The sequence below is a fragment of the Aliarcobacter butzleri genome (assembly GCF_900187115.1).
Taxonomy (GTDB): Bacteria; Campylobacterota; Campylobacteria; order Campylobacterales; family Arcobacteraceae; genus Aliarcobacter; species Aliarcobacter butzleri.
Genome location: NZ_LT906455.1, coordinates 600,810 through 622,800, shown reverse-complemented (window position 1 = coordinate 622,800; position 21,991 = coordinate 600,810). Strand labels below are relative to the sequence as shown.

The 21,991-nt window shown below is 27.1% G+C and carries 21 protein-coding genes; 11 read left to right on the top strand and 10 right to left on the bottom strand.

From position 1 onward, the window contains the following. Positions 1-59: 59 nt before the first annotated feature. Genes uvrB through greA form a run of 3 tightly spaced genes read right to left on the bottom strand, consistent with a single transcriptional unit; the run spans position 60 to position 3,241 of the window. Positions 60-2,033, bottom strand: a complete 1,974-nt coding sequence (gene uvrB / locus CKV87_RS03110; RefSeq protein ID WP_012012398.1) for an excinuclease ABC subunit UvrB — start codon at positions 2,031-2,033, stop codon at positions 60-62. Between the two features lie 11 nt (positions 2,034-2,044). Then, the gene (locus tag CKV87_RS03105) at positions 2,045-2,743 is read right to left on the bottom strand and encodes a UDP-2,3-diacylglucosamine diphosphatase (RefSeq protein WP_012012397.1); all 699 of its coding nucleotides are present in this window, start codon (positions 2,741-2,743) and stop codon (positions 2,045-2,047) included. A 12-nt stretch (positions 2,744-2,755) separates the two neighbouring features. Next, on the bottom strand, positions 2,756-3,241 hold the full coding sequence (gene greA, locus CKV87_RS03100; RefSeq protein ID WP_004510671.1) for a transcription elongation factor GreA: 486 nt from the start codon (positions 3,239-3,241) through the stop codon (positions 2,756-2,758). Between the two features lie 62 nt (positions 3,242-3,303). Between greA and CKV87_RS03095 the strand changes: the two genes are divergently transcribed. Both CKV87_RS03095 and CKV87_RS03090 read left to right on the top strand, forming a co-directional pair. Then, positions 3,304-3,963: a tRNA threonylcarbamoyladenosine dehydratase gene (locus CKV87_RS03095; RefSeq protein WP_004510670.1), complete on the top strand. Its 660-nt coding sequence runs from the start codon at positions 3,304-3,306 to the stop codon at positions 3,961-3,963. Between the two features lie 50 nt (positions 3,964-4,013). Next, positions 4,014-4,922, top strand: a complete 909-nt coding sequence (locus tag CKV87_RS03090; RefSeq protein ID WP_012012396.1) for a chemotaxis protein CheV — start codon at positions 4,014-4,016, stop codon at positions 4,920-4,922. Positions 4,923-4,941: 19 nt separating this feature from the next. On the opposite strand, the gene argH is transcribed toward CKV87_RS03090, so the two are convergent. Further along, entirely contained in the window at positions 4,942-6,342 is a 1,401-nt protein-coding gene (gene argH, locus CKV87_RS03085) for an argininosuccinate lyase (protein ID WP_012012395.1), read from the bottom strand. Positions 6,343-6,416: 74 nt separating this feature from the next. Between argH and CKV87_RS03080 the strand changes: the two genes are divergently transcribed. Beyond that, positions 6,417-7,664 carry a GGDEF domain-containing protein gene (locus CKV87_RS03080; protein WP_012012394.1) on the top strand — a complete coding sequence of 416 codons (1,248 nt, stop codon included), beginning with the start codon at positions 6,417-6,419 and terminating at the stop codon, positions 7,662-7,664. A 1-nt stretch (position 7,665) separates the two neighbouring features. Here CKV87_RS03080 and CKV87_RS03075 read toward each other — a convergent pair whose 3' ends face one another. The 3 genes from CKV87_RS03075 to CKV87_RS03065 form a co-directional block, all read right to left on the bottom strand. Beyond that, the gene (locus tag CKV87_RS03075) at positions 7,666-8,289 is read right to left on the bottom strand and encodes a CBS domain-containing protein (protein ID WP_012012393.1); all 624 of its coding nucleotides are present in this window, start codon (positions 8,287-8,289) and stop codon (positions 7,666-7,668) included. A 130-nt stretch (positions 8,290-8,419) separates the two neighbouring features. After that, positions 8,420-9,400, bottom strand: a complete 981-nt coding sequence (locus CKV87_RS03070; RefSeq protein WP_012012392.1) for an iron-sulfur cluster assembly scaffold protein NifU — start codon at positions 9,398-9,400, stop codon at positions 8,420-8,422. 30 nt (positions 9,401-9,430) lie between these two features. Next, the gene (locus tag CKV87_RS03065) at positions 9,431-10,627 is read right to left on the bottom strand and encodes a NifS family cysteine desulfurase (RefSeq protein WP_004510664.1); all 1,197 of its coding nucleotides are present in this window, start codon (positions 10,625-10,627) and stop codon (positions 9,431-9,433) included. Positions 10,628-10,856: 229 nt separating this feature from the next. Between CKV87_RS03065 and sufB the strand changes: the two genes are divergently transcribed. From sufB to CKV87_RS03030, 7 genes are all read left to right on the top strand, one after another. Continuing rightward, the gene (gene sufB, locus CKV87_RS03060; protein WP_004510663.1) at positions 10,857-12,293 is read left to right on the top strand and encodes a Fe-S cluster assembly protein SufB; all 1,437 of its coding nucleotides are present in this window, start codon (positions 10,857-10,859) and stop codon (positions 12,291-12,293) included. A gap of 3 nt (positions 12,294-12,296) precedes the next feature. Next, positions 12,297-13,067: a Fe-S cluster assembly ATPase SufC gene (gene sufC, locus CKV87_RS03055; protein ID WP_004510662.1), complete on the top strand. Its 771-nt coding sequence runs from the start codon at positions 12,297-12,299 to the stop codon at positions 13,065-13,067. Further along, a complete protein-coding gene (locus CKV87_RS03050) occupies positions 13,054-14,085 on the top strand; it encodes a SufB/SufD family protein (protein ID WP_012012390.1) in 1,032 nt (343 codons plus the stop codon). The genes sufC and CKV87_RS03050 overlap by 14 nt, the downstream gene beginning before the upstream one ends. Then, positions 14,078-15,262, top strand: a complete 1,185-nt coding sequence (locus CKV87_RS03045; protein WP_012012389.1) for an aminotransferase class V-fold PLP-dependent enzyme — start codon at positions 14,078-14,080, stop codon at positions 15,260-15,262. Before CKV87_RS03050 ends, CKV87_RS03045 begins: the two co-directional genes overlap by 8 nt. 1 nt (position 15,263) lies before the next feature. Further along, positions 15,264-15,674, top strand: coding sequence for a SufE family protein (locus CKV87_RS03040; RefSeq protein WP_004510659.1), 411 nt, complete (start codon positions 15,264-15,266; stop codon positions 15,672-15,674). Between the two features lie 9 nt (positions 15,675-15,683). After that, a complete protein-coding gene (locus tag CKV87_RS03035) occupies positions 15,684-16,037 on the top strand; it encodes a metal-sulfur cluster assembly factor (RefSeq protein ID WP_012012388.1) in 354 nt (117 codons plus the stop codon). A gap of 248 nt (positions 16,038-16,285) precedes the next feature. Further along, positions 16,286-17,737 (top strand): acetyl-CoA carboxylase biotin carboxylase subunit, encoded by a 1,452-nt coding sequence (locus tag CKV87_RS03030; protein WP_004510654.1) that lies wholly within the window; start codon positions 16,286-16,288, stop codon positions 17,735-17,737. Between the two features lie 190 nt (positions 17,738-17,927). Here the strand turns inward: CKV87_RS03030 and CKV87_RS03025 are convergent, their stop codons facing one another. After that, a complete protein-coding gene (locus tag CKV87_RS03025) occupies positions 17,928-18,800 on the bottom strand; it encodes a DMT family transporter (protein WP_012012387.1) in 873 nt (290 codons plus the stop codon). A gap of 27 nt (positions 18,801-18,827) precedes the next feature. Then, positions 18,828-19,052 (bottom strand): DUF2798 domain-containing protein, encoded by a 225-nt coding sequence (locus CKV87_RS03020; RefSeq protein ID WP_004510650.1) that lies wholly within the window; start codon positions 19,050-19,052, stop codon positions 18,828-18,830. 132 nt (positions 19,053-19,184) lie between these two features. Here CKV87_RS03020 and CKV87_RS03015 point away from each other — a divergent pair, with 132 nt between their 5' ends. Beyond that, a complete protein-coding gene (locus CKV87_RS03015; protein ID WP_012012386.1) occupies positions 19,185-20,723 on the top strand; it encodes a methyl-accepting chemotaxis protein in 1,539 nt (512 codons plus the stop codon). Here CKV87_RS03015 and CKV87_RS03010 read toward each other — a convergent pair. Further along, on the bottom strand, positions 20,720-21,988 hold the full coding sequence (locus CKV87_RS03010; RefSeq protein ID WP_041644883.1) for a methyl-accepting chemotaxis protein: 1,269 nt from the start codon (positions 21,986-21,988) through the stop codon (positions 20,720-20,722). The two genes, CKV87_RS03015 and CKV87_RS03010, sit on opposite strands and share 4 nt — an antisense overlap. Positions 21,989-21,991 lie beyond the last annotated feature (3 nt).

Sequence of the window (21,991 nt, the reverse complement as noted above, 5' to 3'; positions counted from 1 at the left end):
ACTTAATAAATTCTTAATTTAATAATAATTATAAATATTTATTATAAGAAACTTTTATCTTAGATATCTTTTATTTTTGCGATTTCATCTCTTAATCGTATTGCTTCTTCAAAGTTCAAATCACTCGCAGCTTTTTTCATCTGTTTATTTAACTCTATTAAGATTTTTTTACGCTCACTTGCTGGCATTTTTTCTAGTTTTTGTTTTTTCCAAGCAACATCATCATACTCCTCAAGTTTTAGATTTTCATCAAGTTTTCTTTTTGTAGATTTTGGAGTAATATTGTGCTCTTTATTAAACTCTTCTTGAAGTTTTCTTCTTCTATTTGTCTCATCAATTGCAAATTGCATTGAGGCTGTAATTCTTTTAGCAAATAAAATAACTCTTCCATTTTCATTTCTAGCAGCTCTTCCAATTGTTTGAATAAGAGAAGTTTTACTTCTTAGAAATCCTTCTTTATCAGCATCTAGAATTGCAACAAGTGAAGTTTCTGGAATATCTAAACCTTCTCTTAAAAGATTGATACCAATTAATACATCAAATGTTCCAAGTCTCAACTCTCTTATGATTTGATTTCTTTCAATTGCATCAATTTCAGAGTGCATATATTTTACTTTTATTCCTAAATCAGCATAATAAGAAGCAAGTTCTTCTGCCATTTTTTTAGTTAAAACTGTTACTAAAACTCTTTCATTTTTTGCTATTACTTTTTTTATCTCATCATGTAGTTTTTCAACTTGAAATTCACTATCTATTATGTCGATAATTGGGTCAAGTAATCCTGTTGGTCTTATAATTTGTTCAGCAACAACTGAACTCATTTCAAGTTCAAGTTCATTTGGAGTTGCACTTACAAATACATAATGTGGTGCTTTGTTGATAAATTCATCAAATTTAAGTGGTCTATTATCAAGTGCGCTTGGAAGTCTAAATCCATACTCAACTAAAACTTCTTTTCGGCTTCTATCAGCTGCATGCATTCCACGAAATTGTGGTAAAGATACGTGTGATTCATCAACAACAAGTAAAAAATCTTCATCCATTTGTTCAAAATAATCTAAAAGAGAGTATGGAGTTTCTCCAGCTTTTTGACCTGTTAAATGTCGTGCATAGTTTTCTATTCCTTTACACATTCCAGTTCCTTCAATCATCTCTAAATCAAACTCAACTCTTTGTTTAAGTCTTTGATACTCAACAAGTTTTTGCTCTTTTTGGAAAAAATCAAGTCTTCGCTCTAACTCTTCTTCGATTTCTTTTACAGCACGACCAAGATTTTCTTGTGTTACAACGAAAGGATTTACTGAATAAATAATTACTTCATTTAAATCTTTTGTTTTTGTATTTGTTATATATTCGTGTTTTGTAATAGATTCAACCTCATCACCAAAAAACTCAACCCTTATAAATTCATCTTCAAAATATGCTGGAAAAATATCTATTACATCTCCATTTACTCTAAAATCTGCTCTATCAAAAAATTTATCATTTCTTTTATATCCCATTTCTATTAGTTTTAATAAAAACTCTTTTTGAGAATAATTAAATCCAACTTCAACTCTTTGAACCATCGCTTTATATTCGCTTGGATTTCCCAAACCATAATTTGCTGATACTGAAGCAATTACAATTACATCATCAAATGATAAAAGTGAAGCAGTTGCACTAAGTCTTAATCTTTCAAGTTCATCATTTATTGAACTATCTTTTTCTATAAACAAATCGCTTCTTGGAATATAAGCTTCTGGTTGATAATAATCGTAGTAAGATATAAAATATTCAACATGATTATTTGGGAAAAATTGTTTAAACTCTGAGTATAACTGAGCAGCCAAAGTTTTATTATGTGTCATAATCAAAGTTGGCTTTTGAACTTTTTCTATAACTTTTGCAATAGTATAAGTTTTACCACTTCCAGTTACTCCTAAAAGTGTGTTGTATTGATTACCAGCTTTTATTGAGCTACTTAATGCTTCTATAGCTTTTGGTTGATCTCCACTTGGTTCATAATCACTTACTACTTTAAATTTTGCCAAAAATTATCCTTTTAAATCATTTCTTTTATAAATTCATCATTTTTAAATCTTAAATACTCTTTTTGACAACAAAGAGATGCAATATTTATATATTTTTGATTTTTAAAAATTAGAGTTTTACCTTGATGATAATGTCCTTCGATAATAATATCATCACTATAATTTTTTACTCTTTTTTCTACAATATTCTCGAAGTTTAAAATATTATGACAAATGTTTTTGTTTAATAAAGCTTGTTCAAGTTTTTTTGAAATAAAAAAATTTATATCTATAAAATTCATAAACTTTAAAAATATACTATTTCTTATTAGTTTACAAAATAGTTCATATTTCCAATCTAAAAAATTATCTCCATGAGATAAAGCAACTTTTTTTTCTTCTATTTTTACAAAAAAAGGTTGATTCTCTCTTTTTATTACTTTTATATTTGAAAAAAGATTTTGTAGATTAAAATCGTGGTTTCCTTCTAAGTAAATAATTTCTATATCATTAGATAATTTATTCAAAAGAGTTATAACTTCAATATTTTGTTTTATAAAATATTTACATTCACATGATAAGAAATCAAAAATATCACCCATTAAAAAAAGTTGCGAAATATTTATCTCTTTATTTTCAATTTTTTTTAATAATTGTAAAAACTCTTGATTTTTTTGATTGAAGTGAGAATCAGCTACAAAAATAGCCTCATCTTTAATTTGAAGATTCATCGGCTATTTTCTTTATAAACTTATCTCTTTGTAGTAAACTTTTAAGATTTCAAAAGTTTTAGCTCCGCCAGGAAGTGTTGCGTTTAATTCATCACCTGCTTCTTTTCCCATAAGTTGTTTTGCTAAAGGTGAATTAAAAGATATCATTCCTTTTTCAGCACTTGATTCTACTCCACCAACTATTGTGTAAGTAAATTCTTCATCTGTATCGACATCAACTAAGTCAATAGTTGACCCAAAACTTACTCTATCATGAGGTAAAGTTGTTGGATCAATAATAACTGCCTTTGAAATTACTGCATTTAACTCTGCAATTTGAATGTCAATTAACTTTAATTTTTCTTTTGCAGAGTGATATTCGGCATTTTCTTTTAAATCGCCTAACTGTCTAGCTTCATCTAATGCAATTACAGTTTCAGGTCTTTCTGTTTTTTTCAAAAAATCTAATTCTGCTGTTACTTTATTATAACCTGCTAGGGTCATTGGTTCCTTTTCCATCACATCTCCAATAAATATATTTGTGATATAATAGCCAAAAATTTGTAAAGAAGAAGTTTAGTATGAAATATGATAGAACAATAAAACTATTTGGACAAGAAACATTTGATAAGTTTAAAGATGTAAAGTTAATATTATTTGGTGTTGGGGGAATTGGAAGTTTTGCTCTTGATGCACTTTACAATACTGGAATTACAAATATCACAATAGTTGATTTTGATACTTATGAAGATTCAAATATGAATAGACAATTGGGAAGCCACGGAAATATAGGAAGAATAAAAGTTGAAGTTTTAAAAGAAAAATATCCAGAAGTTACTCCAATTCATGTAAAAGTTACTCCTGAATGGATTGATAACTTCGATTTTTCATCTTATGATTATATTTTAGATGCAATTGATGATATAAAACCTAAAGTTCATTTGATTAAAAAGCATTTTACAAAAGTTATAAGTACAAGTGGAGGAGCAAAAAGAATAGATGCTACTAAACTTGAATATATATCTATTTGGGATACTTATAACGACCAATTTATAAAAAAAGTAAGAACTGAATTAAAAAATCAAGGCTTTAAAAAGAAGTTTAAAGTTGTCTTTTCATCAGAAGTTCCTTTATGTGTAGAAAAAGGAAGTTTTGAAGGAGTTACTGCTTCTTTTGGGTTAATGATGGCATCTGTAACAGTTCAGAAACTATTAAAAAAAATGAAAAAAGCTAAAGATTAGTTAAAGTTTTAAAATTATATAATAATTAACTTACACGATAAAGGATTTTCATGAGCGGTATTAGTGGTAGTGTTGAACAAATGACACAAGGACATTTGAGAAATGTTCAGCAATTAGCAGTATTTTACACTGGTCATAATAATATTTACGCAATTAATATAGCAAAAGTTAAAGCTTTTATAATAACTGAAGAGGTGGCGATAAATGATACACCTAAAGATTCAGATATAATCGCAGGAATTGCGACAATTAGAGGTGAACCTGTAACGTTAATCAATCTTGACGCTTGGCTTGGATTAAAAGCTTTAGATGTTAGAGATTACAAACTAATTATTTTTTGTGAATTCAATCATAAAAAAATTGGTTTTTTAGTTAAAGATATGCTTGATATAGTTGAAAAAACAACTCAAGATTTAAGACATACAGAAGAAACAAACTCTAAAATCACATATACAACTTATGTTAAAGTAAATAACAAAGATGAGTTATGTACTGTATTTAATGCTGAACAACTTTTAAGAGACATTAAATGGACAGATGATGGAGATGATGATGTTAGAAAATATGTCGGAGAAGAACTACACTCAAATAAAGTAGTTTTAGCTGCTGAAGACTCTGGAGTTGCAAGAGAAGTTTTAACTAAATTCTTCCAAAAAACTGGAGTTAAATATGAAGTTTATGCAAATGGTGGACTTTTAATTTCAAGATTAGAAGAGTTAAATCCTTCTGAAGTTGGGATGGTAGTTACAGATATTGAAATGCCTGGAACTGATGGTTATCAAGTAGCTTCATTTATCAAAAATAACAGTAAATATTCTCACATTCCTGTAGTTGTAAATTCATCTATGACAACAGATGCAGTAAGAGGGAAAATGAACCAAATTGGAGTTGATGGATTTGTTGGGAAAACTGACATTTCAACTTTATATGACCTAACAAAAAGATTTCTTATAAGATGAGTTTTTTCTCATCTTATTTCTATTTATTCTCTAGCCACTTTTTAAAATATTCTATTTGACTTTCTGTTTGTTTTGTTGATGTTCCCCCAAAAGAGTTTCTAGCATTCATTGAATTTTTTAAATCTAAATATAAAACGATATCTTCATTTATATTTTTTAACTCATCATTTGCTTTTCTAATTTCATCAATTGAAAGTTCACTAATATCTTTATTTAAACTATTTGCAAGAGCAACAACATCTTTTGTAATATAATAAGCAGTTCTAAATGGCATATTTTGTTTTTGAACTAAATAATCAGCTAAATCAGTCGCTGTTAAGTGACCTATTTTGCAAGCATTTTGCATTTTATCTACATTTACTATCATTGTTTTGATAACTTCATTTAAAATTGAAATAGAAATTTCAACAGTTTTAACTGAATCAAAAACCCCTTCTTTATCCTCTTGCGTATCTTTATTATAAGCTAATGGTAAACCTTTCATTACTGTTAAAAGTGAAATTAAATTTCCATAAACTCGACCTGTTTTTCCTCTTAATAATTCAGGAACATCTGGATTTTTCTTTTGTGGCATAATAGAGCTTGTAGTTGCGTATTGGTCACTCATTCTTACAAATTGGAATTCATAAGATGACCATAAAATAAGTTCTTCTGAAATTCTACTAATATGCATCATAGTTGTACTTATATTAAATAAAATTTCAAGTGCAAAATCTCTATTTGAAACTGTATCCATAGCATTTAAAGTTGGAGCAGTAAATCCTAAAGTTTGTGCAGTTAGTTCTCTATTTATATTATGAGGAGTTCCAGCAAGTGCTGCACTTCCTAAAGGAGAATAGTTATTTCTTTCAAAAGAACTTTCAAATCTTTCATAATCTCTTTTAAACATATTTGCATAAGCTAATAAATGAAATCCAAAATTAAGCGGTTGTGCATGTTGTAAATGTGTCATTCCCGGAATTAGCGTAGTTGTATGAAGACTAGCAATATCAACAAAAGTTGCTACCAACTCTTTTAATTGTTCTTTGATGCTCAAAGTTTTATCTTGAACATATAATGTAAAATCTGTACAAACTTGGTCATTTCTACTTCGTGCTGTATGAAGTTTTTTTCCAGGCTCTCCAATAATTTCAGTAAGTCTAGTTTCAACTGCCATATGAATATCTTCATAAGCTAAAGAAAATTTAAATTCACCACTTTCAATTTCACTTTTAACTTGAAAAAGTCCTTTTTCTATAGCTTTTTGTTCTTCATTTGTTAAGATACCTTGAGAAGCTAACATTTTTGAATGAGCAATAGAACCTTTTATATCTTGTGCATAAAGTTCTTTATCAAACATAATTGAAGCATTAAATTCATCTAAGATTTGTGCATTTGTATTTTTTAAAATTTGATTATTTTGATTATTTTGATTTGACATTCGCTTTCCTAATAAAAATTAAGTTATCATTATAACACAAGTTTATAATATAAATTTAAAGGCTAAATTGCTTTATGGAAAATATTAAAGAGATAACAAAAAATACGCTTTCCGAATTAAAAAATCAGGATTTAGAGACAACTCCTGAAAATTATTTTATAGAATTTAAAAAGCAAGCTGATATTCTAGATATAAAATTAGATGAATTTAAACTTTTTGATAAAATTAAAAACTCTTTAACAACAGATGAAAAAAGCCAATTAAAAGTTGATTCATTCAATAAATTATCTAGTATTTTAACAAAAAGAACAACTGCGGAAGAACTAAAAGCATTAATTGAAGTTTTTAATGATATTTTAACTCCTTCTATAAATTTTGATTACATAGAAAATATAGAAGATTTTATTTGTGAAATTATGAAAAATCCTAAAAAACTTACAAATAAAAATACTATTTTTAAACTAAAAGAGTTTGCAAGTCAAAGAATTGATGCTGATAGAAAAGTTTTAAAAGATAAAACAAACGATATTGTAAAATTAACTTCTTTGATGAGTAGATATTTTGATAAAACTTTAAATGATAGTGATTCTTCAACAGATGAAATTGTAAGAATAAAAGATGATTTAATAAATCTAAATATTTCAAACTCTTCGCATAGAGAGTTAAGAGTTGTTCAAAAAAAACTTATAGATACAATATATAAAATAGAAAATTCAATAAAAGAAAATAATAAAATTCTTTCAAATAATATAGAAAAATTTAAATTTTTAAATAGACAAATAGAAGAGTTACAAAAAGAACTTATTTTAGTAAAAGAAGAGCAACAATTTGATTTTTTAACTTCATTACTAAATAGAAGAGCTTATCAAGAAGAAGTGAAAAAAGTAGAAAAACAGTTCACTATTTTTGGTTCAGATTTTGCGATAGTTTTTATTGATATTGACCATTTTAAAAATATAAATGATGTTTATGGTCATGCTTGTGGTGATGCAATATTAAAAAATTTTGCAACAATTTTAAAAGATTTAACTAGAAAAGAAGATATCATATCACGATATGGTGGGGAAGAGTTTGTTGCACTTGTAAATTATCAAAGTGAAACAGAAATCCAAAGATATATAAAAAGAGTAAAAACTGCTTTACAAAATCATGTTTTTATATATAAAACTCAACAATTACAAATAGAATTTTCAGCTGGAGTGGCTTTTAGAAATAAGTACCACTCATTTGCTGAAGCAGAAGCTAGTGCAGATAAATTACTTTATAAAGCGAAAAATAAAGGTAGAAATAAAGTAATTTTTGATGATGAAATAGAGTTGTAATTTATGACCAAAGTTGCAATTTTGGAAGATGGGAAACTGCTTTTAAAATATCTGTTTTAGAAACAATACCCATCAAAACATCATTTTCATCAACTATTGGAATAGCATCAAGTTTTAAATCAAGCATAATTTGAACAACTTTTCTAACATCAGATTCTGGTTCTGCTGTTAAAATCTCAGGAAGATAAATGTCTTCTATTTTTCTTTTCAAAATCTCTTGAGCGTTTTCAATATCATTCATTAAAAGATTTAATATAACTTTTTTGTTTACAATTCCGATTATTTTTTTGCCAAAAGCTGTAATAGGGATTTGATGAACTTTTTTACTTCTAATAGTATTATATACATCTTCAACCGTTGATTTATTGTCCATATAAATTACATCTTTAGTCATAATATCTTTTATTTGATAAACTGGTTCTAAAGTATCAAGATTTGCTATCTTTTTATAAGACTCTAAAAAATCTTGTTTATGTTGTTTATTTAACTCATTTGAAAAATCTTGAACTAATCCATCTTTTGGTTCAAATCTAACAGGTTCAGCTTCTTCAACAGTTTGTAAATTATATAAATTGTCTGATGTACTTCTAAATCCAACTGTACCATTATTGTATATAGTAAACACATAAAATCCTTTTTTGAAGATTATTGAATATGATAATATAAATTACTTAATCTACAATTAATAATACAAAAACAATAAAAAAGGGAAGCTACAAATGTAACTTCCCTTTCTAAACTAAGACATAATCTACTTAAATTGGTAAAACTCTTATATTATCATCAATTTTTTGTTGTAAAATTGACTCGATTGCATATAAAGTTCCAGTACTTCCAGAAGCACAACCAGAACAAGAACCTAAATATCTAATATATAAATCATAATGTGGTAAATTTTCTTTTATATCAATAATTTCCATATTTCCACCATCCATTACAAGCATAGGTCTAATATCTTCATCAAGAACACTATCAATTGCTTTTATTCTTTGAACTAATGTCATTTCACTAAAAGATATAGTTCCAGCAGCACTTGCATTTGCAGCATTTTTAAGTTTTTCTTGTTCCATTTCTGCTCTTACATCTCTTAAAACATCAACTAAATATATATCTTTTTCTTCATGTCCACCAGGTCTAATACATGATTTACAAAATGCTCCAGCTTTTGTGTAATCAGTTATTTCTTCAACTGTTTTTAAATCATTTATTCTAATAACTTCTTTTAATGTTGCTAATGAAACTCTTGCACACTCACAAACAATTTGTTCTTCTTCAAAAGAGTCAATATCAACACCTTTATATTCTGCTGCTGCTTTTTTAATAACATCATAAGCCATAACGGAACAGTGCATTTTTTGAGGTGGAACAGCTGGTGTTTCTGGATTATCTCTTAAAGCAAATTCAACATCAATATTTGTAATTTTTACAGCTTCATCAACAGTTTTTCCAATACAAAGTTCAGCCATAACATCACTTGAAGCAATAGCAGTACCACATCCAAAAGATTTAAATTTTGATTCTAATATTTTGTGCGTTTTTTCATCTACTGCCCAATAAAGTCTAACTGCATCACCACATGATTCTGCTCCAAAATCTGCAACAATTAATCTTGCACCAAGTTCAGCCGCTCTTTCTTCTGTAATTTCACCTTGGTGTTTTGGATTATTCATTCTATTTACTACTTGATTTGAGTATTCATCCCAAATTGAACCACTAATTAAACTATTTTTTGCCATTTTATTTTCCTTTAAATATTCTTCAAATTTTTATAAACCAGATTTATGACATGATGGAGTATACGCATAAGAACTTGATATTTGTCTAAGTCTAGTAACTGCTTTTTTAATAACATCTATTGCATAATCTATTTGTTCTTCTGTATTAAATCTGCTTAAACTAAATCTAACTCCTGTATGAGCTAATTCGCTATCACTTCCAAATGCATTCATAACTGGATTTGCTTCTAAATCTTCACTAGCACATGCACTTCCAGTACTTGCTCCAATTCCTGCTTGATTTAAATCCCAAAGCATTGATTCACCTTCAACACCTCGAATAGAAATTAAAGTTGTATTTGGAGTACGATTTTCTTTTCCACCAATTACTACTGTTTCAGGAAGTTCTAAAATTGCACTTTCTAATTTATCTCTTAATTTTGAAACATGATTTTTTTCATAAGCTAATGCCATTGTTGAAGTTGCTAGTTTCATAGCCCATCCCATACCAACCATTGAAGCTACATCAACTGTTCCTGCTCTATTTCCACCCATTTGTTCACCACCATGTAATAAAGGAGTTAAAGCATAACCTTTTCTTATATACAATCCACCAACACCTTTTGGCCCATGAAATTTGTGCGCAGAAAAAGATAAATAATCTACATTTACATCTTGAACATCAACTACAATTTTTCCAATAGCTTGAGTTGCATCAGTATGAAAAGCAACACCCGCTTCTTTACAAATTGCACCTATTTCTTTTATTGGGAAAATTTTTCCTGTTTCATTATTTGCCCACATAATTGAAACTAAAGCTGTATCTTCTTTTATAGCATTTTTTATTGCATTTGCTTCTAAAACGCCCTCTTCATTTACTTTTAAATAAGTAACTTTAACGCCTTGTTTTTCTAAAAATCTACAAACAGCTGTGATTGATGGATGTTCAACTTCACTAGTTATAATATGTTTTTTATCACCATTTAAAATCTTATCTATCCAAATACCTTTTAAAACAGCATTATTACTCTCTGTTGCATTGGCAGTAATAATAACATCATCTTCATCAGCAGCATTTATACCCTCGTACAAAAAGTTTAAAGCTTCAACCATTTTAGGATGAGTTCCTGCTCCAAATTTATGTAAAGAGTTTGGATTTCCATAAATATCGCAAAAAAATGGTTTCATCTCCTCATAAACTTTTGGATCAACCATTGTTGTTGCATTATTATCTAAATAAACTTCCATTATTATAATTCCTAATATACTATTTAATAAAAAATTTCTGTATTCTATTTAAAATAGGATAAAATTTGTCTTAATTAATCACTAAATAAAAATAAGATATTATTTTATCATCAATAGTATTAAATTTTAGGATTTATTGAATTATATGCCTTTACATTGTATACTAAATATGATAATATTCTAAATAGGATATAAATTGTCCTATTTAAAAAAGAAATATGGAGTAGTCATGAGTGACAATCAGCAAATACATGACGTAATAAACAAAGAGTATAAATTAGGATTTGAAACTTTAGTTCAAAGTGATACATTTGAAAAAGGTTTAAATGAGGATGTTATAAGAGCAATTAGTGCTAAAAAAGATGAGCCTTCTTGGCTTTTAGATTTTAGATTAAAAGCTTATGAAAAATGGTTAAAAATGGAAGAGCCAACTTGGGCGAATTTAAAATATCCAAAAATTGATTACCAAGATATAGCTTATTATTCAGCACCTAAAAAAGCTTTGAATTCACTTGATGAAGTTGACCCAGAAATTTTAAAAACTTATGAAAAACTTGGAATTCCACTTGAAGAGCAAAAACAGTTAGCTGGTGTTGCAGTTGATGCAGTATTTGATTCAGTTTCTGTAAAAACAACTTATCAAGAAGAACTTGAAAAATTAGGAATTATATTTTGTTCAATTAGTGAAGCAGCACACAAATATCCAGAACTTGTAAAAAATTATTTAGCAAGTGTTGTTCCAACTGTTGACAATTATTTTTCCTGTTTAAATAGTGCAGTATTTACAGATGGAAGTTTTGTATATATTCCACCAAATACAAGATGTCCAATGGAACTTTCAACTTATTTTAGAATAAATGCTTTAAATACAGGACAATTTGAAAGAACTTTAATAATCTGTGATGAAAATAGTTATGTATCTTACAATGAAGGTTGTTCTGCTCCAACAAGAGATGAAAGACAACTTCACGCAGCAGTTGTTGAATTATGTGCATTAAAAAATGCTCATATAAAATATTCAACTATTCAAAACTGGTTTCCAGGAGATGATAAAGGAAAAGGTGGAATCTTAAACTTTGTTACTAAAAGAGGTTTGTGTAAAGGAGATAATTCAAAAATCTCTTGGACACAAGTTGAAACTGGAAGTGCTATAACTTGGAAATATCCATCTTGTGTACTTCAAGGAGATAATAGTGTTGGAGAATTTTATTCAGTTGCAATTGCTTCAAAATCTCAACAAGCAGATACTGGAACAAAAATGATTCATCTTGGAAAAAATACAAAATCAACTATTATTTCAAAAGGTATTTCAGCAATGCATGGAGTAAATGCATATAGAGGACTTGTAAAAGTTGGAAAAAATGCACAAAATGCAAGAAATATATCTGAGTGTGACTCACTTTTAATAGGACACAAATGTCAAGCTCATACATATCCATATCATGAAATAAGAAATAGTAGTGCAAATATAGAGCATGAAGCAACAACTTCAAAAATATCTGATGAACAACTTTTTTACTTAAATCAAAGAGGAATTGATGAAGAAAATGCAATAGCTATGATAGTAAATGGTTTTTGTAAAGAGGTTTTAAAAGAGTTACCAATGGAGTTTGCTGCGGAGGCAAAAGAGTTATTAAATATATCACTTGAAGGAAGTGTGGGGTAAATTATGAGTAAAAAATTATTATTAAAAATTGAAGATTTAAAAGTTAGTATAAAAGATAAAGAGATTTTAAAAGGTCTAAATTTAGAGATAAATGAAGGTGAAGTTCATGTTCTTATGGGAACAAATGGTGCAGGAAAATCAACTTTAGTAAAAACTTTAAGTGCTCATTATGACTGTGTTGTAAATGAAGGAAAAATCACTTATAAAAATAAAAACTTACTTGAAATGGATGTTGCACAAAGAGCAAATGAAGGTATTTTTATGAGTTTTCAAAGTCCAGTTGAAGTTCCAGGAGTAAATAATAGCTATTTTTTAAAAACAGCTTTAAATGAAAAAAGAGTTTACCAAGGACTAGAACCAATTGATGCAATGGAATTTTTAAAACATATAAAAGAAGAAACAGCAAAATTTAATATTGATAGAAAACTTCTACAAAGAGATTTAAATGATGGTTTTAGTGGAGGAGAAAAGAAAAGAAATGAACTAGTTCAGCTTCTTATGTTGCAACCTGATTTGATTATGCTTGATGAAATCGATAGTGGACTTGATGTTGATGCTATTAAAACTGTTGCAAATGTTATAAATTCTATGCTTGATGGAAAACGTTCTATTTTGATGATTACTCACTATGATAGATTAATTGAATTAATAAAACCAGATTTTGTTCATATTTTAAATGATGGAAAAATAGCAAAAACAGGAGATTATAACTTAGCTTTAGAACTAGATGAAAAAGGTTATGAAGCAATAGGAATAAAAGATGAAAATAGATGAAATAAAAACAATCACTCTTCCGAAAAAAAGAGATGAAGAGTTTTTAAAAATAAATTTTGAAGCCCTATTCTCTTATGATTTTAAAAATGTTAAAAGTTTTGAATTTGATAAAAATCTAAAGACAATAAAAGATGAAAACTCTTATGAATCAATTTTATTTTCTATTGTAAAAAACTTTGATGAAAACCAAAAAGTTTTAGTTATAGACAAAGATATAAATGAACCAATTATTTTAATTCAGAATATGAAAGAAGATGAAACTTTTTTTACAAATTCTCTTAGAATCGAAGTAAAAGAAAATATCAAAGCTTCTATTATTGAGCTTTTTGTAAATAGTTCAAATAACTCTTGTTTTGCAGTTAATAGAAATATAGTTTTAGAAAAAAATGCTTCTTTAGAGTATGTAAAAATCCAAGATATAGATTTATCAAATTCTATGATTTTTGCTACTTCTTGTGAGCAAAATGAAAATTCAAATCTTGAAATCTCAAATTTTGAGTTTGGTGAAGGATTTATAGTAAATAGCTTTGAAAATATCATAAATAAAGAGTTTATAAATTATGAATTAAATGGTTTAACAAAACTAAAAGATAGTTCTAATACTTCAACTTTAGTAAAAACTATTCACAATGAGAAAAATTCAACAAGCTTTGTAAATTATAAAAATAGTTTAAAAGATAAATCAAGAGCTGTTATAAAAATAAAATCTATTGTAAATCAAAATGCACAATTTACGAAAGCATTTCAAAATTGTAATACAATTTTATTAAGTGATGATGCAACTATTTTTGCACAACCTCATCTTGAAATATATATAGATGAACTAGAAGCAAGTCATGGAACAACAACTGGAACTTTAAATGAAGAACAACTTTTATATCTTCAATCAAGAGGAATTAGAAAAGAAAAAGCTTATGATATGCTTCTTAACGCATTTGAAAGTTCAATCAAAGATAATATAAAAGATGAAAAAATAAAAGAGTTTATAGAAAACTATAAAAAGGAAAAATATGTTTAAAAATGATTTTCCATATTTTCAAAATTCTAAAACTACATATTTAGACAATGGAGCAACAACACAAAAACCTAAAAGTGTTATTGATTCGCAAGTTGAGTATTATGAGCACTATTGTTCAAATACACATAGAAGTAACTTTGGTGATGCAAACAAAGCAACTTTAGAGTTTGAAAAAACTAGAAAAATATTAAAAGAGTTTATTAATGCTTCTAAAAAAGAAGAAATCATCTTCACAAAAGGTGTTACAGAATCTTTAAATTTTATAGCAACTTCATTTGCAAAAGATTTTAAAACTGTAATAATTTCAAGTTTAGAGCACCACTCAAATATTGTTCCTTGGCATATGCAAGGAAGAACTTTAGGTTTGGGACTAGAAGTTGTAAATTGTGATGATAACTTAAATTTTGATATGAATCATTTTGAAGAACTTTTAAAAGCAAACCCAAATGCTTTTGTAAGTATCACACATATTTCAAATGCTTTTGGAAAAATCCATGATATAGAAGCTATTACGAAACTTGCACACTCTTATGGTGCAATAGTTATGATTGATGGTGCTCAAAGTTTAGCCCATACAAGTATTGATGTACAAGCACTTGATGTTGATTTTTTTGCAATTTCAGGACACAAAACTTTTGCACCAACAGGAGTTGGAGCAATTTATATAAAAGAAAAATATTTAAAAAGTGTAAAACCATATCAAACAGGAGGAGCAACTATTCACGAAGTTGATTTTAGTGGTTCAACTTTACTTGATTCTCCTTATAAATTTGAAGCAGGAACTCAAAATATAGCTGGTGTTATAGGATTTGGAAAAGCTTTAGAATACTTAAATTATGTAAAATATGAAAATATACAAAGCATAGAACACAATGTTTTTAAATATTTAGATGAAGAGCTAGCAAAACTTCCTGATATTGTATTTTATAATGATTTAGAAAATTGTGTAGGAAGTAGAAGTTTCAATTTCAAAGGTATAGTTCACGATGATATTGGAATACTTTTAGATAAGATGAAAGTTGCAGTAAGAGTTGGTCATCACTGTGCTCAACCAATTATGAAAAAACTTGGAATAAAAGGAACAATAAGAGTTAGTATCTCTTTTTATAATGATTATGTAGATGTTGATAATCTTATAACTGCACTAAAAAAAGCTTTGAATATGTTAAGGGATTGATATGAGTACAATAGAACAAAGAGTTGAAGAGATAAAAGATGATTTAGATTTTTTTGATGATGAACTAGCAAAATATGAATATATTATAGATTTAGGTAAAAAGTTAGAAGAGTTTGATGAAAAAGATAAAACTCCTGAAAATATAGTTCATGGTTGTACTTCTCAAGTTTGGTTAACTTGTGAAAATAAAGATGGAAAATTGTATTTTTACGGAACAAGTGATGCAATAATAGTAAAAGGTTTAGTTTATATGATACTTCAAATTTTTTCTGGTTCAACTATACAAGAATTAAAAGATGTTGATATGGACATAGTTCATGAACTAAATTTAAGTGAAGTTATAACTCCAAATAGACAAAGTGGAGTTATTGGAATGATAAAAAAAATAAAAGAGTATGCTTTAAAAGCTTAAGGATTTAAAATGGAAGATAAAGTTTTTGATTTAGAAAATGTAAAAGAAAAAATAATAGAAAATTTAAAAAAAGTATATGACCCAGAAATTCCAGCAGATGTTTACAATCTTGGATTAATATATGAAATAAATCTTGAAGAGAGAAGTAATTATTTATATTGCGAGATAGATATGACACTTACAAGTCCAACTTGTCCTGTTGCAGATAGTTTACTAGAACAAGTAAGATATGTAACAATGGCTGTTGATGAAGTAGATGAAGTAAAAGTAAATCTTGTATTTGAACCTGTTTGGGACCCTTCAATGATGAGTGAAGATGCAAAAGAGATAATGGGAGTTAGTGGAGCTGCAATAGGTTTTTAAACTTATTGTAGCTTTATGTCTCATATTATCTAAGCTAATAATTCTACACTTAAAATCACTTTTTTACTAACATAATTACACTTCATTTTTTTACTTTTAAATAACTCAAAATAAAAATTTTTATTCTAGTTAATAAGATAAAAATTATAAATTAGCAATATCCAACTATAAAATTAGCAATAATTAAAAAGAAATTATTTAAAAAAAACTCTACAATTTCAAATATTAAAAATTAAGGGTATAGATAAATGAAAAAAATTCAAAAAGTACTTATTGCAAATAGAGGAGAGATTGCACTAAGAATTATTAGAGCTTGTAAAGAGCTTGAGATAAAGAGTGTTGCGATATTTTCAGAAGTTGATGTTGAAGGAATTTGGGTAAGAAAAGCAGACGAATGTTACCCAATTATGGGAGATGTTGTTCAAGCATACCTTGATTACAGTAAGATTATCTCAATTGCAAAAAAAGCAGAATGTGATGCAATTCACCCAGGATATGGTTTCTTAAGTGAAAATGCAGATTTTGCAAGAGCTTGTGAAGAAAATGGAATTATTTTTATTGGTCCAAAACCTGAACACATAGAACTTTTTGGTGATAAAATGGCATCAAAAGTAGCTATGAAAAAAGTTGGTGTTCCTGTTCTTGAAGGTACTGATGAACCAATTATTGATATTGAAGAAGGTGCTAAAATAGCAAAACAAATTGGTTTCCCAGTTATCATCAAAGCTGCATTTGGTGGTGGAGGAAGAGGAATGAGAATAGTAAGAGAAGAAAAAGACTTCAAAGAGCTATTTGAAAGTGCCTCAAATGAAGCTAAAAAATATTTTGGTCGAGGGGAAGCATTTATTGAAAAATATGTTGAAAATCCAAGACATATAGAAATTCAAGTTATTGCAGATAAATATGGAAATGTTCTTCACTTAGGTGAAAGAGATTGTTCTATTCAAAGAAGACACCAAAAAGTTATTGAAATTGCTCCTTCTCCAAGATTAAATAATGAAGCTAGAAAAGAGTTATATAGAATCGCTACAAAAGCTATGTTCAAACTTGGTTATGAAAGTGTTGGAACAGTTGAGTTTTTACTTGATCCAGATGACAACATCTATTTTATTGAGATGAATACAAGAGTTCAAGTTGAGCATCCAGTAACTGAAACTATCACAGGAGTTGATATTATTCAAAGAATGATTCAAATTGCTGAAGGTGATAAGATGATATTCTTACAAGAAGAGATTAACTTTAGAGGATATTCAATAGAATTCAGAATAAATGCTGAAAATCCACAAAAAGGGTTTATGCCATCAGTTGGAACAGTTAGTAAATATTTAACTCCAGGTGGTCCAGGAGTAAGACTTGACTCTGCACTTTATACAGGATACAAAGTTCCACCAAACTATGATTCTATGGTTGGAAAACTAATTGTTTGGGCTTTAGATTGGGAAGGTGCTGTTAAAAAAGCAAAAAGAGCTTTAGATGAGTTTTACATTGAAGGTTTCCCTACAAATATTCCTTTACATAGAGAAATAGTAAGAGATCAAGATTTTAAAGATGGTGTATTTACTACAAATTATCTTGATACAAAAATGGAACTTTTCACACTTCATAGTGAAGATAATATCAAAGAAGAAGAAGAAAAAGTTGCTAAACTTACTCAATTAATTGATACTATCAATAAAAATAACATCAAAGCAAGAATCTAAATTATAAAAACTAAGAACTTTTTTGTTCTTAGTTTTACTCTAATAAACTAGCATTGATATTTTAGACTTTGATATGAAAAGTTCGTACTTAGCTTTTACACAAAAATGTTCAACGCTACATGAAAATAAATCTTATTCTGATGTAAATATAGAATTTACAATCCCTTTTAAATAATATAGCCTTTTTAGGCTATATTTTTTTCTTGTATAAAGCTATAAATATTCCTAAAAGGATAATAATAGTTGAAAAGAATAGCTCAAAACTTAGAGTTTCACCTAAAAATATAATACTTAAAAATATAGCAATTATTGGTACTAATAACTGGATAATACTTGCTGTCATAATCTGTATTTTTGGTAAAACTGTATACCAAATAAAAACTCCAAAAGCAGTTGTTATTGAACCTGAAATAGTTGCAATAAAAAAAGTAGTAGAATTTATTTTAAAACTATTTCCAAAAAAAGTTAAATAAAAAATAGCAAAGATTATAGTAAAAATAAAAGCTTTGAAAAAACTATCTGTTGTATTTAAAGTTGCGCTTTTTGATTTTTTTCCAAGAACACTAAAAACTGCCCAACCAATTCCTGATAAAAACATCAAAAACGTATGAAAATATGAGACTGTAAAATCACTTTTTGGATATAAAAGATATATTAATCCACCAAAAGCTATGAATATTCCAACAATTTTATTAAAAGTTAATTTCTCATTAAAAAACAAAGCCAAAATAATCATAGTTAATTGAACAACTGCAAATAAAATCAAAGTTCCTACACCAGCAAGCATATTTATGTAAGAATATGAAAAACAAATTGAATATAAAAAAAACATAAATCCGCTAAGATAGTTAGATTTCAAATCTATTTTTAGATTTTTATTTTTATAAAAGTAAATAACTAAAAGAACTATCATAGCAGATATTATTCTTAAAAAAGTAAAAGAAAAAGCATCAATATCTTGTGTATTAATTGCCATTCTAGCTAAAATAGAATTTGAAGCAAAAAATAGTAAAACTACAAAAACTAATCCTATAAGTTTTAAATCAAAACTCAAACTTTTCATAGTCCACCTTTAAATTTTATAACTTTTTTAATCTCTTATTACTTTTACAACAACTTTTTTTACTAATGGTGCAACAACTGATATTATCGGAATAGCACAAACAGCTGCTTTAAAAAATGCCTCCATCCATTTAAAGAAAAAACCATCAACTAAACCTAAATTTATAAATGAAATTATAAAGCTCATTATAAAACTCATAATTGTTCCCATGAAAAAAGCAAAAACATATTTTTCATACTTTTTATCTATCATTCTTAACCTCTTTTATACTATTTAAAATAATTATTTTTTAATATTAATTCATCAAATTTTATAATTCTTTTATTAACATTAATTTAATTCTATACTAGATAGAATCTTAAAATAATTATTATAGGAGAATTTATGTTTTTTTCAAATAAAGAGGATAAACTTCAACTAAAAGCTATCGATCAAAATTATGCAGTAATAAAATTCAAACCAGATGGAACAATAATAGAAGCTAATAAAAATTTTCTTGATATTATGGGATATACATTAAATGAAATAATAGGAAAACATCATAAAATATTTTGTGAGAAAAAATTTGTTGAAAGTAAAGATTATCAAGAGGCTTGGAACACTTTAAATGCAGGTGAATCTATAACAGCAGAATTTAAAAGAATAAAAAAAGATGGTGAAGCTGTTTTTTTACGAGCATCTTATTTACCAATAACTGATAACAACGGAAGAGTTAAAGAAGTTATTAAACTTGCACAAGACGTAACAAAAAGAAGATTAAAAGATTTATATTATCTTGGACAAGTAAATGCTATAAATAAATCTCAAGCGGTTATAGAGTTTGATATGAATGGTATAGTTGTAAATGCAAATAAAAACTTTTTAGATACTTTAGGTTATTCGTTAAATGAAATTGTTGGAAAACATCATAGTATTTTTTGTGAAGAATCATATAGAAATTCAAATGCTTATAAAGAGTTTTGGCAAAAATTAAATAGAGGTGAATATGACGCAGGAGAATACCTAAGAATAGGAAAAGATGGAAGAAGAGTTTGGATACAAGCAAGTTATAATCCTATTTTAGATTTAGATGGAGATCCTTTTAAAGTTGTAAAATATGCTACTGATATAACTTTGAAAAAAAATACAATGAATCAAATAGGAAAAGAGATTGAAGATTTAACAAAATCTTTAACTCTTTTAAAAAATGCTTCAAATACAATGGTAAAAGAAGCAAAAGTAAGTATGGGAAGCTCTCAAGAAACAACAGTATCTATTGAAGAGTTAAATCAAGCTGTTCAAGAACTATCTAAAAAAATAGAGTTTGTCTTATCATCTATTACAAATATTGCTGATACAACTTTACATAGTGAAAGAATTGCTTTAGAAGCAAAAGAACAATCAAAAAGTACAGCACTTGCAATAGTTAAATTGAATGAAGAATCAACAAAAATTGGTGAAACAATCAACATAATCACACAAATAGCATTTCAAACAAATATTTTATCATTAAATGCAGCTGTTGAAGCTGCAACTGCTGGTGAAGCTGGAAAAGGATTTGCAGTTGTTGCACAAGAGGTACGAAATCTTGCTACTAGATCAAATGATGCAGCAAAAGATATAACAGCTGCTATTGAATATATTCAATCTTTAGTAAAAAATTCTCTTGATTCTATTCATCAAATTGATAATATAGTTGAAAAAATAAGTTCAATGTCATCAGATATATCAGGTGCAGTAAAAGAACAAAAAAATATTACAAATGAGTTAGCAAGTACAGCAAATGAAACAAGTCATACTTTAAATCAAATTACAAATAATATGGTAAGAGTTTCAACTAGTGCAAGTAATACAGAAAAAGAAGCTGAAAAAACAAAAGAAAATTCTAATGAACTAATAGAAATCTCAAATAAACTTATTGATACCCTAAAAGTGCTTAATTAATTTAAGCACTCTTTAGGTTGAACTTCCATTTTTCCAATAAATTCTTTAGAATTAGCATTATTTACAACTAATTTTGCTATTTCATCAGTAATTAAAGCTATATCATGTGTTTTAGAAGCTATTTGTGCATTTTGTTGTGTTTGATAATCAAGTTGATTTATAGCTTTATTTATTTGCTCTATACTTTTTAATTGCTCTTTACTTGAGCTTTCTATATTTTGAATTAAATTCATAGTATTTGTTACATTTTCATTTAATTCTTTATATCCTTCTATCATCATATTTGATATATTTTTCCCTTGATTTGCTTTATCTTTTGCATTTTCTACTATTATTTTTATATTTTTTGCTACATCTAATGAACGGTTTGCAAGACTTCTTACTTCTTGAGCAACAACAGCAAAACCTTTTCCAGCTTCTCCAGCAGTTGCAGCTTCAACAGCTGCATTTAAAGACAAAATATTTGTTTGAAATGCTATTTGATCAATTGCACTAATTGATTGGGTTATTAAATTTACTTGTGTATTTATTTCATCCATTGCCTGAGTTGTTTGATTTGCAAAAATCTCACCCTCTTTTACAGATTCTTTAAGATTTGAAGAATAATCAGCCATTTCTATAATACTTCTTGTATTATTTTTAATATTTAAAGCTATTTCTTCAATTGATGATGCTGTTTGTTCTAAAGATACTGCAGCTTCATTTGAACTCAAATTTAGTTTGTCAACATTTGAAAGAAGAATATTTGAGCTTTTATCTAACGTTAATCCATTTGATTTATTTTCCACTAACATAACAGTTATTGTTTCTTGCAGTTTATTAATTCCACTAAATACTCGCTCAAAATCATTAGATATTGAATTTGTACTAAGTTTATTCAAATAATTATAATTAGAATAGTCATTTAAAGTACTAATTATTTGTTCTATTACATTTTTTAAATTATCCACTAAAATATTTATAGTTTTAGCTATGTAATTCAATTTTTCATTTGAAGTATTAACATGAAAAATTTTATCACCAATTAATCCATTAGTTATTTTTTCACAAACTAACATTAGTTCACCATAAATCATAAATTCTTCATTATTTTTTTTATTCAGCAAAGAAAAGATTGAATCTAATTTATTTTTTATTTCTTTATTTTTCTCTTTTACTTCAAAATTTATATCTGGTAAATAATTTATATCATTTTTTAAATATTTTTCTATATTATCTAATGCCATTAAAATATTTTGATTATCTTTTTTTTTACTAAAAAACATTTT